The organism is Marinobacter vulgaris (assembly GCF_003344045.1).
In the GTDB taxonomy this organism is placed as follows: domain Bacteria; phylum Pseudomonadota; class Gammaproteobacteria; order Pseudomonadales; family Oleiphilaceae; genus Marinobacter; species Marinobacter vulgaris.
On the sequence record NZ_QFWX01000007.1, the window covers coordinates 90,784 to 103,589 of the forward strand.

At 56.4% G+C, this 12,806-nt stretch carries 11 protein-coding genes; 10 read left to right on the forward strand and 1 reads right to left on the reverse strand.

Going from position 1 to position 12,806, the window contains the following annotated elements; genetic code table 11:
* Positions 1–27 precede the first annotated feature (27 nt).
* Together rpmE and DIT71_RS15690 are read left to right on the forward strand one after the other, a co-directional pair.
* Positions 28–249 carry a 50S ribosomal protein L31 gene (gene rpmE, locus DIT71_RS15685; protein ID WP_114614228.1) on the forward strand — a complete coding sequence of 74 codons (222 nt, stop codon included), beginning with the start codon at positions 28–30 and terminating at the stop codon, positions 247–249.
* 232 nt (positions 250–481) lie between these two features.
* Positions 482–1,747 carry a malic enzyme-like NAD(P)-binding protein gene (locus tag DIT71_RS15690; RefSeq protein WP_114614172.1) on the forward strand — a complete coding sequence of 422 codons (1,266 nt, stop codon included), beginning with the start codon at positions 482–484 and terminating at the stop codon, positions 1,745–1,747.
* An 89-nt stretch (positions 1,748–1,836) separates the two neighbouring features.
* Here DIT71_RS15690 and DIT71_RS15695 read toward each other — a convergent pair whose 3' ends face one another.
* Complete coding sequence (locus DIT71_RS15695; protein WP_114614173.1) at positions 1,837–4,329, reverse strand: penicillin-binding protein 1A; 2,493 nt, start codon at positions 4,327–4,329, stop codon at positions 1,837–1,839.
* A gap of 212 nt (positions 4,330–4,541) precedes the next feature.
* On the opposite strand from DIT71_RS15695, the gene DIT71_RS15700 reads away from it, so the two are divergent.
* The 8 genes from DIT71_RS15700 (at position 4,542) to DIT71_RS15735 (ending at position 12,743) form a co-directional block, all read left to right on the forward strand.
* On the forward strand, positions 4,542–5,606 hold the full coding sequence (locus tag DIT71_RS15700; protein WP_114614174.1) for a pilus assembly protein PilM: 1,065 nt from the start codon (positions 4,542–4,544) through the stop codon (positions 5,604–5,606).
* Positions 5,606–6,169 carry a PilN domain-containing protein gene (locus tag DIT71_RS15705; RefSeq protein WP_114614175.1) on the forward strand — a complete coding sequence of 188 codons (564 nt, stop codon included), beginning with the start codon at positions 5,606–5,608 and terminating at the stop codon, positions 6,167–6,169. The genes DIT71_RS15700 and DIT71_RS15705 overlap by 1 nt, the downstream gene beginning before the upstream one ends.
* Positions 6,169–6,780 (forward strand): type IV pilus inner membrane component PilO, encoded by a 612-nt coding sequence (locus DIT71_RS15710; RefSeq protein ID WP_114614176.1) that lies wholly within the window; start codon positions 6,169–6,171, stop codon positions 6,778–6,780. Before DIT71_RS15705 ends, DIT71_RS15710 begins: the two co-directional genes overlap by 1 nt.
* 2 nt (positions 6,781–6,782) lie before the next feature.
* The gene (locus DIT71_RS15715) at positions 6,783–7,331 is read left to right on the forward strand and encodes a pilus assembly protein PilP (protein WP_114614177.1); all 549 of its coding nucleotides are present in this window, start codon (positions 6,783–6,785) and stop codon (positions 7,329–7,331) included.
* A 65-nt stretch (positions 7,332–7,396) separates the two neighbouring features.
* The gene (pilQ, locus tag DIT71_RS15720) at positions 7,397–9,466 is read left to right on the forward strand and encodes a type IV pilus secretin PilQ (protein WP_114614178.1); all 2,070 of its coding nucleotides are present in this window, start codon (positions 7,397–7,399) and stop codon (positions 9,464–9,466) included.
* Between the two features lie 128 nt (positions 9,467–9,594).
* The gene (gene aroK / locus DIT71_RS15725) at positions 9,595–10,161 is read left to right on the forward strand and encodes a shikimate kinase AroK (protein WP_114614179.1); all 567 of its coding nucleotides are present in this window, start codon (positions 9,595–9,597) and stop codon (positions 10,159–10,161) included.
* Entirely contained in the window at positions 10,154–11,263 is a 1,110-nt protein-coding gene (gene aroB / locus DIT71_RS15730; protein WP_114614180.1) for a 3-dehydroquinate synthase, read from the forward strand. Before aroK ends, aroB begins: the two co-directional genes overlap by 8 nt.
* A gap of 142 nt (positions 11,264–11,405) precedes the next feature.
* Positions 11,406–12,743: an AAA family ATPase gene (locus DIT71_RS15735; protein ID WP_114614229.1), complete on the forward strand. Its 1,338-nt coding sequence runs from the start codon at positions 11,406–11,408 to the stop codon at positions 12,741–12,743.
* The last annotated feature ends 63 nt before the right edge of the window (positions 12,744–12,806 follow it).

The window sequence follows — 12,806 nt, forward strand, 5'->3', positions numbered from 1 at the left end:
AGCGGCATGACCCGACCGAGGTTCGCCATGAGAGAAGGTATTCACCCCAAGTACGAAGAAATCAACGTTACCTGTTCATGCGGTAACGAATTCAAAACACGCTCGACCTATACCCATGATCTGCAGCTCGATGTGTGTTCCCAGTGTCATCCGTTTTACACTGGCAAGCAGAAAGTCATGGATACCGGTGGCCGTATCGATCGCTTCCAGAAGCGTTTCGGTGGTCGTATCGGCGGCAAGAAAAGCTGATCTACACACCGGCTTCAAAAAAAGCGTCCTTCGAGGCGCTTTTTTTGTGTCCGGAGATTGTCCTGGTGAACCCCCTTTTTTGCACGTGTGTACGCAAAAAGGCTTATTGACTGATCGAGAAATGACCGGCCGGGCCTTGTCTGATACTGACCTTCGCGCCATAATGTCGCGCTCCGCTGGGCAAGGCCCGGTGGCTTTTACCTCTTACAACGTGACAAACGGAACAGTGGCAATGTCTCAAGATCTGAAAGAAGCAGCCCTTGAATATCACGCCAAGCCGCGGCCTGGTAAGCTGAGTGTTGAAATCACCAAGCCCACCAAAACCTCCCGCGACCTTTCTCTGGCGTACAGCCCCGGGGTTGCCGAGCCGGTCCGCGAGATCGCGAAGGACCCCGAAAATGCCTACAAATACACCGGCAAGGGTAACCTGGTAGCCGTTATTTCTGACGGTTCCGCTATTCTTGGCCTGGGTAATCTCGGTCCTCTGGCGAGCAAACCGGTCATGGAAGGCAAAGGCGTACTGTTCAAGCGCTTTGCCGGAATTGATGTGTTTGATATCGAGGTCAATTCCGAAAGCCCGCAGGCGTTTATCGAAACGGTTGAGCGGATTGCCGATACCTTCGGTGGCATCAACCTCGAGGACATCAAGGCGCCTGAGTGTTTTGAAATCGAACGTGCCCTGATCGAGAGCTGCAGCGTACCCATCTTCCACGATGACCAGCACGGCACCGCCATTGTAACGGCAGCCGGCATGATCAATGCTCTTGAGCTTCAGGGCAAGAAGATCGAGGAAGCGAAGGTTGTATGCCTGGGCGCCGGTGCCGCGGCGATTGCCTGCATGAAGCTGCTGATCAGCTGTGGGGTTCGCTCAGAGAACATTTTCATGCTCGATCGCAAGGGCGTAATCCACTCTGGGCGTGATGACCTGAACCAGTACAAGGCCATGTTTGCCAATGACACCGACAAGCGCACGCTTGACGATGCGATGGACGGCGCGGATGTGTTCCTGGGTCTCTCTGGTCCGGATCTGGTGACAGTTGATCAGCTCAAGCTGATGGCGCCGAACCCGATCGTGTTCGCCTGTTCCAACCCGGATCCGGAGATCTCCCCCGAGTTGGCCCTGGCTGCCCGTGATGACCTGATTATGGCAACTGGTCGCTCCGATTACCCCAACCAGGTAAACAACGTTCTGGGCTTCCCGTTTATCTTCCGGGGTGCATTGGACGTACGGGCAACGGCGATCAACGAAGAAATGAAAGTGGCGGCGGTTCACGCGATTCGCGAACTGGCCAAAGAGCCGGTTCCGCAGGAAATCTGTGAAGCCTATGACGTTGCAAGCTTCGAGTTTGGCCGCGAATACATCATTCCCAAGCCGATGGATGTGCGGCTGCTGGAAGTTGTTCCAGCCGCGGTTGCGCGAGCTGCCGTTGATTCGGGTGTTGCGCGCAACGGCTACCCGGCGCATTACCCGCTTAAGTCCATGGACGATATCATCTGATATAACGACTCCAGGCTTCAGGCACAAAAAAACCGGCGGTGTGAAACCCGCCGGTTTTTTTGTGGTCCCGAGAAGGGCCTGCAGGGCGGTCAGAAGATCTGTCTGGAGAGACCTCCGTCTTCGCTGTTTTCACTGCCGCCACCTGACTCATCCTGGGGGGGGAGTAGTGGTGGGGCATCCTCTTCTTTGAACAGTTCGAACATTGCACCTTCCTGCCCGGGACGCGCGCGCTTACCGGTTTCCGGGTCGATGCGGATGTTCACGATGCCATTGGGCCTTGCCATCAACGAGGAAGGCTGGCCCTCGAGGGCGACCTCCATGTAATCAAGCCAGGCCGGCAGCGCTGTGCTCGCGCCGAACTCGCGGCGCCCAAGCGGCTGTGGTTGATCAAAACCGACCCACACCGTCGTGGCTATATCGTGGTTGAAGCCGCCAAACCAGGTGTCTCGCTGCTCGTTGGTGGTGCCGGTCTTGCCACTGATGTCATCCCTTCCCAGCGCCAGGGCCCGTCTGCCCGTGCCCAGTCTGATAACGTCCCGCATCATGGAGTGGAGGATATACACCGAGCGCTCGTCCGCGAGTCTTCTGGCGACGCGGGCATTGCGATCTTCTTCGTTGATTTCCTCTTGCACCCGCTCGCAGTTGCTATCGCAAAGAATGACCTCAGGCGCCTCGAACACCTTCTTGTCATTGACATCGGTGATGCTGCTGACGAGATAGGGGTCAACGTCATAACCGCCGTTGGCGATGACCGCAAACCCCCGAGCCAGATCCATGGGGGTCAGCAAGCCACTTCCCAGTGACAGGGACAGGTCTTTCTGCATGTCTTCCGTGGGAATCTGCAGTTGATCCAGGTAATCAATGGTGTTCTGTACCCCCAGATCCCTCAGCAGGCGGACGGAAACCAGGTTTCTGGACCGATACAGGGCTTCCCGCAGGCGGGTGGGGCCGTAAAACTGTCCGGAGGAGTTTTGCGGGCGCCAAGTGGTCTCCAGCTCGGAGTCGTCAAACACAATCGGTGCGTCGTTATAGATTGTTGCCGGCGTCATTCCCTGTTCAAGCGCGCTCAGATAGAGAAACGGCTTGAAGGTTGAGCCGGGCTGTCTTTTGGCCTGGGTCGCCCGGTTGTACTTGTTCTGGCTGAAACTGTAGCCGCCGGCAAGAGCCTCAATGGCCCCGGTTTTGGCGTCAAGTGATATCAGTGCACCCTGAACTCGGGGAACCTGTGACAGGGCCACTCGCCTGACGTCCGGGATCTCAGCGACGCGCCGTTCCCCTTCGTTTTCCGAATCCTCTGTGTTCTCTCCGGTCTGCTGCTCAGGGGTCATGATGACCATGGGTTTGACGTAAACGATATCGCCCGGTGCGACGACATCGGAAGGCTTTTCCGGTTCAGGGCCGGTCAGGTTTTCGGTCTTGTAGCGCTTGGCCCAGGTCATGGTGCTGAAGGCCATGACTGACTCACCGAGCCCGCGGGCATGAAGATCGACTTCGCCGTCTTGGTCCCTTACGTTGGTTACAACCGCAGGAACAAGCTCTGCCACCTGAGGGTAATTGGCCATCAGGTTATCGAGGTTGTCCGGGGCCAGCTCGTCTTCACCAACCTGGCCGATGGGGCCGCGGAAGCCATGGCGCCGATCGTACTCTTCAAGGCCTTTCCGTAACGCCACGGTAGCTTCGCGCTGCTTTTCACTGTCCACGGTCAGCTGCACGGAATAGCCATCGGTATAGGCCGCATCTCCGAATCGTCGTACCATGTCTGCGCGCGCCATTTCCGCCACGTAGTCGGCGTCTACCTCTGTGGAAGCGGCGTTGAAGCTTGCTGTCAGCGGCGCTGCCGATGCCAGCTCGTAGGCGTCAGGCGTTATGTATCCCAAATCCCGCATGCGGCCCAGTATCCAGTTCCTGCGAATTTTTGCGCGAGCAGGGTCGGCAAGGGGGTTGTAGGCGGAGGGAGCCTTTGGCAGGCCGGCCAGCATGGCCATCTGGGCCAGAGAGAGTTCAGCTACTGACTTGTCGTAATACACCTGGGCGGCGGCGGCAATGCCGTAGGCGCGATTGCCGAGGTAAATCTTGTTGAGGTAAAGCTCAAGAATGCGATCTTTATCCAGTTCACGCTCGATCTGAAGAGCCAGAAGTATTTCGTTGAACTTGCGGATAAAGGTCCGGTCGCGTGACAAAAAGTAATTTTTTGCAACCTGCATTGTGATGGTGCTGCCCCCCGACTGGATCTCTCCGGTGGAGACCAGTTCGATGGCAGCCCGCATCAGGCCTTTGAAGTCGACCCCGAAGTGTTCGTAAAAACGGGCATCTTCAGCCGCCAGGAAGGCATGTAACTGGATTGTAGGGATCTGTTCGATTGTGACCGGTGCCCTTCTCTTTTCACCGAATTCTGCTATTAATCTGTCGTCTGCGCTGTACACCCGCAGAGGGGTCTGCAGCTTGATGTCCAGGAGCTGGTCAACAGGAGGTAGCCCCGGACGAAGATACAGATAAAATCCTGATGCCACGATTGTGGCGAGACTGAATCCAGTGAGAAAGAGCCATGCAAACAGGCGAGATGTACGCAGTAGATGAGACATTTTTTTCTGACAACAGTTGGATATAGGTCTATCATTTGAGAAATTGCTTTAGGAAGGGCGAGCCACTTCCCGGGTACAATGTCCCAATTAAAGAAGAAAACGCATTGTAGACGGAAAACTGAAGAAATTCTCTTAAATAAAAAACACATATGAAAGAACTCCGTCAGGAGTTTTCATAACCCGGTGCATGTAACCAGGTATAGGGTGAGCGCGTGTTCGGATTGTTCGGAAAGAAATCCAGTGCTGTCTTGGGTGTGGATATCAGTTCCAGCTCGGTCAAGCTTCTGGAGCTGTCAAAGCAGGGCGACCGCTATAAGGTCGAGAGCTACGCGGTCGAGCCGTTGCCGGCAAACGCTGTCGTAGAAAAAAACATCACGGATGTTGAGGCGGTGGGTGAGGTACTCAAGCGCGTCGCATCCAAGTCCCGCACAAGCGTCAAACAGGTCGCTGTGGCTGTCTCTGGCTCTGCCGTTATTACCAAGCTGATCCAGATGGATGGTGGTCTTAACGAGTTCGAGATGGAAGATCAGATCACCCTTGAGGCTGATCAGTACATCCCGTACCCCTTGGACGAAGTGGCCATCGACTTCGAGGTCCAGGGGCCGTCTGAAACCAATCCTGATCAGGTCGACGTTCTGCTTGCAGCTTGCAGAAAGGAGAACGTCGATATCCGTGAAGATGCCCTCGAGATTGCCGGGCTGACCACCAGGATTGTGGATGTCGAAGCCTACGCGCTTGAGCGCGCTTTTGATCTGATCGAGCCTCAACTCGATTCCCAGGGCGAGGAGCTGGTGGTCGCCATCGTTGATGTGGGGGCAACCATGACCACGCTCAGTGTGCTGGCGGAGGGTAAGACGGTCTACACCCGCGAACAGATCTTTGGGGGCAAGCAGCTTACCGAAGAAATCCAGCGTCGCTACGGGCTGTCTCTGGAAGAGGCGGGCCTTGCCAAGAAGCAGGGAGGTCTTCCGGACGACTATGAATCCGAGGTGCTGATGCCCTTCCGTGAAGCGGTTGTCCAGCAGGTAGCCCGGGCACTCCAGTTCTTCTTCGGTGCAAGTCAGTACAATGCGGTCGACTATGTGGTCCTGGCTGGCGGTACGGCATCTATCCAGGGGCTGACAGAAATGGTTGAGGAAAAGACAGGCACGCCAACGCTGGTTGCAAACCCGTTTGCAGATATGGCCGTTGGCTCCCGGGTGAATGCATCGGCGTTGAGCAACGATGCCCCTTCACTGATGATCGCCTGCGGGCTGGCAATGAGGAGCTTTGACTGATGGCAAAGATCAACCTCAGGCCCTGGCGCGAAGAACTCCGCGCAGAGAAACAGAAACAGTTCGTGGTCATGATTCTGGGTGCGGCGATCATTGCTGGCGGCCTGGCTTTTCTCTGGAAGACGGATATGGACAACCGTATCGCCTACCAGGAGTCCAGGAACGCCTACATCGAGACCGCAACCAGGCAGCTCGACAAGCAGATCAAGGAAATCGAGAACCTCAAGCGCAAGCGTGACGAGCTGCTTTCCCGTATGCAGGTGATTCAGGACCTGCAAGGCAAGCGCCCGGTCATTGTGCGGGTGTTCGATGAGCTGGTTCGCACACTTCCCGACGGTCTGTACTACACCAATCTCAAGAAAAACGCAGAGCGCGTGGACATTGTCGGCATGTCGGAGTCGAACAGCCGCATATCGTCGCTGATGAGGCGCTTTGAGGATTCCGACTGGTTTACCGATCCCAATCTCTCGAACGTCGCTTCGGCCGACAACGCGCGTGCCGGTTACAGCCAGTTCAACCTGTCGGTTCAACAACAAACACCAGAGCCCGAAGGGGAGGATAAGTAATGAGCCTCGCGGACTCACTTAAAAGTCTCAATGAATTTGATATCAACGATCTGGACGTCAACAACGCCGGCATCTGGCCGGCGCCCATCAAGGCCATTGTCGTCCTCATCGTGTTCGGGCTGATTCTCGGCGGTGGCTACTGGTTCTTTATCAAGGACCAGTACGCCCAGTTGGAAAGGGTCGAAAACACCGAGCAGGAGCTTCGTAAGCGCTACGAGGACAAGGCCTACCAGGTTGCCAACCTTGAAGTCTTCAAGGCCCAGATGGAAGAAATGGAAGAGACCTTCGGTGCCCTGGTGAGACAGCTTCCCAGCGAAACCGAAGTGCCGGGGCTGCTCGAGGACATAACCAATACGGCATTGGGCAATGGTCTGGACCTGGAAGAAGTCAAACTTCAGGGTGAACAGCAACGGGACTTCTATGCGGAACTTCCGATCAATATCCGGGTAACCGGGACTTACCATGAGCTGGCGAGTTTCGTCAGCAGCGTGGCAAGCCTGCCGCGTATCGTGACGTTGCACGATTTGACGATAACACCAACTGGCGGTGATGGAGAGCAGCTCAACATGCAGGTTCTTGCGCGCACCTACCGCTACCGGGCTGGAGAATGAGCATGGTGAAACAGCATGCGGCAAAAGCCTGGATGGGTATTTGTCTGGTGTCTTTTCTGACGGCGTGTTCCCAGGGAAACGGGTTTTCCGATCTGGATCAGTTTATGGCAGACACGCGGGCCAAGCCCCGTGGATACGTGGAGCCTTTGCCGGAGTTCAAGGCATACGAGGCTTTCAGTTATTCGGCGGCGGATCGCAGGGCGCCCTTTGAGCCACCCATCGACGTTCAGCTCACTATGGTTGACCAGGATCCGGTGAGCGATGTCGAGCCGGATCTGGATCGGCCAAGAGAAGTCCTCGAGAACTTTGATCTGAAGGAGCTCACCATGGTGGGGACCCTGAGTGATACCTCAGGAAGCCTGTTTGCCCTGATCAGGGACAACACCGGCGGTATTCACAGGGTGCGCACGGGTAACTACATGGGGCAGAACTATGGACGGATTATCGGTGTTAACGAAACCCGGGTAGAACTGATCGAGATCGTTCCCAATGGCCGGGGCGGATGGGTCGAGCGTCCACGCTCGCTTTCGCTTGACGAGAATGAAGGCTAAGGAGCGGCAGTATGACTATTCAAAGAAACATGCATGAACAAAAAAGTTTGGGGTCGAGGCTAGCGATGTTCAGAAAACTCAATGTATACGTCGGCGTGATTGCTTTTGGGTTGTTGTCCGGGCTGGCCAATGCGGTCACGCTGGAAGACGTGTCGTTTTCGTCGCTATCCGGGGACCGGGTCGAAGTGACGCTACAGTTTGACGGTGAGCCACCGGAACCGAGTGGTTACACCATAGAGCGGCCGGCGCGGATCGCAGTGGATCTTCGGGACACCACCAGCGGGCTCGACAGCCGCAACATATCCCTGGGCTCCGGAAATGCCCAGAGCATGACGGTGGTTGAAACCAAGGATCGTACCCGGCTGATCTTCAACCTCGCGGAATTGACTCCCTACCAGACAGTCCGCAACCAGAACAGTCTGGTTGTGACCATCGGCGCTGATAGTGCGGGAGAGCCCCCGGCGTCGACTGCGACCTCCTCAGTATCTTACGGGCAGTCCGACTCGTCTTCTTCTGCACCTGAAGACAGCCTTGAGGGTGTGGATTTCCGTAGGGGCGAGAATGGTGAGGGCCGAGTAATCGTGGATCTTGGCAGCCCCACAACACCGGTTGATCTTTCTGAGCTGGGCGGTCGAATTCGTTTGACGATGGATGGCACCAGTGTCCCGGACAACCTCCGCCGCCGACTCGATGTGACCGACTTCGCAACGCCGGTGAACCGTATTGACACCTTCACAGAGGATGGTAATGCGGTTGTCGAAATCCGGCCGCAAGGCAACTACGACTATATTGCCTACCAGTCTGGTTCCCGGTTTACAGTCAGCGTTGAAAAGCTAACTGAGGAAGAGGCCGAGTCCCGCCGGGAGGAGAAGTTCCCTTACACGGGCGAGAAGCTGTCTCTTAACTTCCAGGACATTGAGGTTCGATCGGTATTGCAGCTGATCGCTGACTTCACCGGTCTCAATCTGGTGGCCAGTGATACAGTCGATGGCAGCATCACCTTGCGGCTTCAGAACGTCCCTTGGGACCAGGCTTTGGACCTGATTCTGAAAACCCAGGGGCTGGATAAGCGCCAGATTGGCAATGTGCTTCTGGTTGCGCCAGCGGATGAGATTGCAGCCCGGGAAAGGCTTGAGCTGGAAACCAGTAAACAGATTGCGGAGCTGGCGCCGGTTCGCCTCGATATCATTCAGGTCAATTACGCCAGAGCGGCAGATATCGTCGAGCTCATCAAGGCAGACGAAGAGCTTATTTCATCCCGCGGATTTGTGTCCTCGGACCCTCGCACCAACACAATCAGTGTGCGGGAAACCACGGAGAAACTGGAGCAGATCCGGCGACTGGTGGCAACCTGGGACGTGGCGGTGCGTCAGGTTTCGATTGAAGCGCGTATCGTTCGTGCTCAGAACAATCTGGCTGAAGAACTGGGTGTTCGTTGGGGCGCGCAAGGCCGTGGGACTGCTGATGGCGGCACTGATGATTTCGTGGTTGGTGGATCCCAAGGCACATTGGGCAGCATCAACACCAATGGTAATCCTCTAACCTTCCCCTCTGATCTCAATGTTGATCTGGGAGTTACTCGCGCAAACTCTTCCTCGGTGGCGTTTGGCTACATTGGTACCGACTTGCTGATCGACCTTGAACTCTCGGCGTTTGAGAGTGATGGCCGGGCGGAAGTGGTTTCCCAGCCCCGCGTGGTAACCGCTGACCGACAGACTGCTTCGATCAAGTCCGGCGAAGAGATTCCTTACCAGGAGGCATCATCCAGTGGTGCAACCTCGGTCTCGTTCAAGGAAGCTGCGCTGTCACTGGAAGTGACGCCGCAGATCACCCCGGATGACAAGATTATCATGGACCTGGTGGTTAACCAGGACTCCCGTGGCGAAGTGACGGCGGGCATTCCTGCGATCAACACCAACTCGGTAACCACCCAGGTTCTGGTTGGAAATGGCGAAACGGTAGTGCTTGGCGGCATCTTCCAGTCAGAGGTTTCGACCACCACGACCAAGACGCCTTTCCTTGGTGATATTCCTTACCTGGGACGTTTGTTCAAGCGCACGGAAAAAATCGATGAGCGCAGCGAACTACTGATCTTCATCACACCGAAGATCATCAAGAGCGATCTGATTCAGTAATCCGGTCGCAATCAAGAAAAACCGCTGCCTCCGGGCGGCGGTTTTTTTTGGCCGTTGGTTTTCCCAAACTTATGGAAAACGGTACCCTGTGCTATTCTCACCCGCCTGAACACAGATGAGCGGAAGTTATGTCCTTGCCAAAACGAATTGTCCTGGTAGGCCCGATGGGGGCAGGCAAAAGCACAATTGGTCGCATGCTGGCCAGAGAGCTGGGCTATCGTTTTCTGGATTCCGACCGGATCATCGAGGAGCGTTGCGGGGCGAATATCCCCTGGATTTTTGATGTCGAGGGCGAAGACGGTTTTCGGCAGCGTGAAACTGCCATGCTGGCGGAGTTATCGGAACATCCACAAACGGTTCTCGCAACCGGTGGCGGGGCCATCATGCGCGAGGAAAACCACGCCCTCCTGAAGCGGGATGCGGCCGTGGTATACCTTAAAACCTCGATTGAGCAGCAGGTGGAAAGAACCCGGCGGGACAGAAATCGTCCCCTACTGCAGAACGATGACCCGGAAACCGTCCTCAGGAACCTGTTTGCCATCCGCGACCCGATTTATACCGAACTTGCCGATATCGTGATGTTTACTGATCGTAAAAGTCCGAGGCTGGTGGTGCGACAGCTGGTGAACCGCATCAATCCCAAAACGCCGCGGCACCAAAGACAGATACGGAAGGAAGGCAGAAATCATGCGTAACTCAGTGCGGGAGCTAACCGTTGATCTGGGCGAGAGAACCTATCCGATTATCATTGGGCAGGGACTGCTCGGGAGTTACGACCTGACCCCCTTCGTTCAGGGAAGCCAGGTAATGATTGTGACCAACGAGACGGTCGCGCCCCTGTATCTTGAGTCCGCAAAGGCCTGCTTCCCCGGCAGGCAGGTAGACACTGTGGTACTGCCGGATGGTGAGAAATACAAGGATTGGCAAACACTGAACCTTATATTTGACGGTTTGCTGGAAAAACGCCATTCGCGAAAAACCACCCTGGTAGCATTGGGCGGTGGCGTAGTAGGTGATATGACCGGGTTTGCTGCGGCCTCTTACCAGCGAGGTGTGCCCTTTATACAGATGCCCACCACTTTGCTGTCACAGGTCGATTCTTCAGTTGGTGGCAAAACAGGCATCAATCATCCCCTCGGCAAGAACATGATTGGGGCCTTTCATCAGCCGGAAGTGGTGCTGATTGATACGGATTCCCTGAAAACGCTCCCGTCCCGGGAAGTTTCAGCTGGCCTTGCGGAAGTCATCAAGTATGGATTGATCCGGGATACCGAATTTCTCGGCTGGCTAGAGCGGGAAATCGCCTCGCTCGTTGAACTGCAAACCGCGGCTCTTGTAGAGGCCATCTATCGGTCCTGCGCCTGCAAGGCTGATGTTGTTGCCCTTGATGAGAGAGAAGGGGGTGTCAGAGCCATCCTCAATCTTGGGCATACCTTTGGTCATGCCATTGAAACCTTCGCCGGTTATGGAAACTGGCTGCACGGCGAGGCTGTGGGGGCGGGCATGATGATGGCGGCCGATCTTTCCCTGCGTCAGGGAATGATCAGCGAAGAAGATCGCACCAGGGCGGTACGTATTATTGACCGCGCGAGCCTTCCCGCCAGGGCGCCGGAAGGAATGACGCCGGACGATTTCCGTCGCCTGATGGCAGTGGACAAGAAAAATGTCGACGGCTCGCTGCGGCTGGTTCTGCTCAGGGCTCTGGGGGACGCCGTGGTGACGGATCAGGTAGACGTATCGCAGCTGGATGCAACACTGCGGGCCTTCTGCGTGGCCTCAGAAGGCGTGAACGGCTGAATTGCAATCGAATCCAGAGTCGCTCACACAGGGGCGCCCAAAGGGAATGACAGTGACAGATCAGGGGCTTAACAGTCTTGATGGCGGTGGCCTTTTTCCGCGGTTGCAGGAAAGGTACGGATTAAAGGCAGACCCCCTGGACATGGAAACGCCGTTTTTCCCGGATGCGTCCCGTCACCATGCTCTGGAAACACTTCGCCACCTCTGTGGGTTTGGTGACCTTGCACTTTTGCTGACGGGCGAGGCGGGTGCCGGGAAAAGCCGGTTACTGGCCGAGTTGGTCAGAAGTGAATCTTCCCGCCTGGATTTTCACCGGCTTCCCGCCGCCGCACTGACCAGCACCCAGTCGCTTGCCCGCGCATTACTTGCCATAGCCCACAAGGGGCTGACGCCGGGTGAGGGCGTCCGTGACTCGGTGTACGGCTTCTTTCGCTGGTCAGAGAGCAGGGCCCGTAAAGGTCAGCGCATGGTCCTGCTTGTTGACGACGCGGATCGGGCGCCTGCGGAGGTTGTCAGGCTGTTGTTGGCGGCTTTCGAGTCTGCTGATCGCTCGGCCGCCGCCGTGCCGGTATTCAGTGGCAGTGCCCAACTGATTGAGATGTTGGGGCTTTCGGGTGATGGTGACAGGGTGCATCAGATCCATCTTCGCCCCCTCAACAAAGAAGAGATTGCAGCCTATCTGGCACCCAGAATTCATCGAGCGGGCGGCGATGCCAAGGCTCTGTTGGCGCCCGCCAGGCTGTCGCGAATACATAGTCTCAGCCAGGGAAGCTTTTCACGGCTGAAGCGTGTGACGCCAGCGGTGTGGATGGACATGACCTCGTCCGGAAGTGGGAGCGGACGCGGACGATCATTTCCCGTAGCGCTCAACCTCCGATGGCCAGCGCTGGCGTTGGTGCTTCTGGCAGGCTCCTGGTGGCTCGTTGCTCAGCAGTACAATGACTCCGTAGCCAGGGGGCAGGCAGTCACCGAGCCGGAAACCGTCCGCAGGAGCATAACCATCGGGCCCGATAATCCCGAGCCAGAGGCCATCGATCCGGTAGCGGAGCCGCTGGAGCCTTCCGCCGGGTTGACGGTGGAGGCGCCCGAGGCACAGCCTGTCCCAGAGCCAGAGCCAGAGCCAGAGCCAGAGCCAGAGCCAGAGCCAGAGCCAGAGCCAGAGCCAGAGCNAGAGCCAGAGCCAGAGTTTTCACCCTCAAGACCGTCTCATTTTATCAGTCTTGACGAGGTTAAGGGCCGCGAGGGCTGGGCCGTTCAGCTGATCGCCGGCAATCGCGAGCAAACTGTTTTGAGCCTTATTGACCGGTACCAGTCTGTCCCAGGTATTCGTTACACCCATACCAAGAGGCAGGAACAGGACTGGTTTGTTGGCTTCTATGGCAACTTCAGCTCCCGTGAAGAGGCCCGGAGGGCGGTTGAGCGTCTTCCCAAGGCTTTGCGGGACCAGTCCCCCTGGATCCGGCAAATGCGCGATTTCTGATCGTGCCGCGGCCCCCTGTTTGCCTTTTAATCCCAATAAAAACAATTGCCTGAAGTGAGTCTG

Bases quoted from the DNA above. Each gene is read 5' to 3' on its own strand.
- DIT71_RS15710 (WP_114614176.1), top strand. From the start codon at position 6,169: ATGAGCCTCGCGGACTCACTTAAAAGTCTCAATGAATTTGATATCAAC.
- aroK (WP_114614179.1), top strand. From the start codon at position 9,595: ATGTCCTTGCCAAAACGAATTGTCCTGGTAGGCCCGATGGGGGCAGGC.
- aroB (WP_114614180.1), top strand. From the start codon at position 10,154: ATGCGTAACTCAGTGCGGGAGCTAACCGTTGATCTGGGCGAGAGAACC.
- DIT71_RS15705 (WP_114614175.1), top strand. From the start codon at position 5,606: ATGGCAAAGATCAACCTCAGGCCCTGGCGCGAAGAACTCCGCGCAGAG.
- rpmE (WP_114614228.1), top strand. From the start codon at position 28: ATGAGAGAAGGTATTCACCCCAAGTACGAAGAAATCAACGTTACCTGT.
- pilQ (WP_114614178.1), top strand. From the start codon at position 7,397: ATGTTCAGAAAACTCAATGTATACGTCGGCGTGATTGCTTTTGGGTTG.
- DIT71_RS15715 (WP_114614177.1), top strand. From the start codon at position 6,783: ATGGTGAAACAGCATGCGGCAAAAGCCTGGATGGGTATTTGTCTGGTG.
- DIT71_RS15695 (WP_114614173.1), bottom strand. From the start codon at position 4,329: ATGTCTCATCTACTGCGTACATCTCGCCTGTTTGCATGGCTCTTTCTC.
- DIT71_RS15690 (WP_114614172.1), top strand. From the start codon at position 482: ATGTCTCAAGATCTGAAAGAAGCAGCCCTTGAATATCACGCCAAGCCG.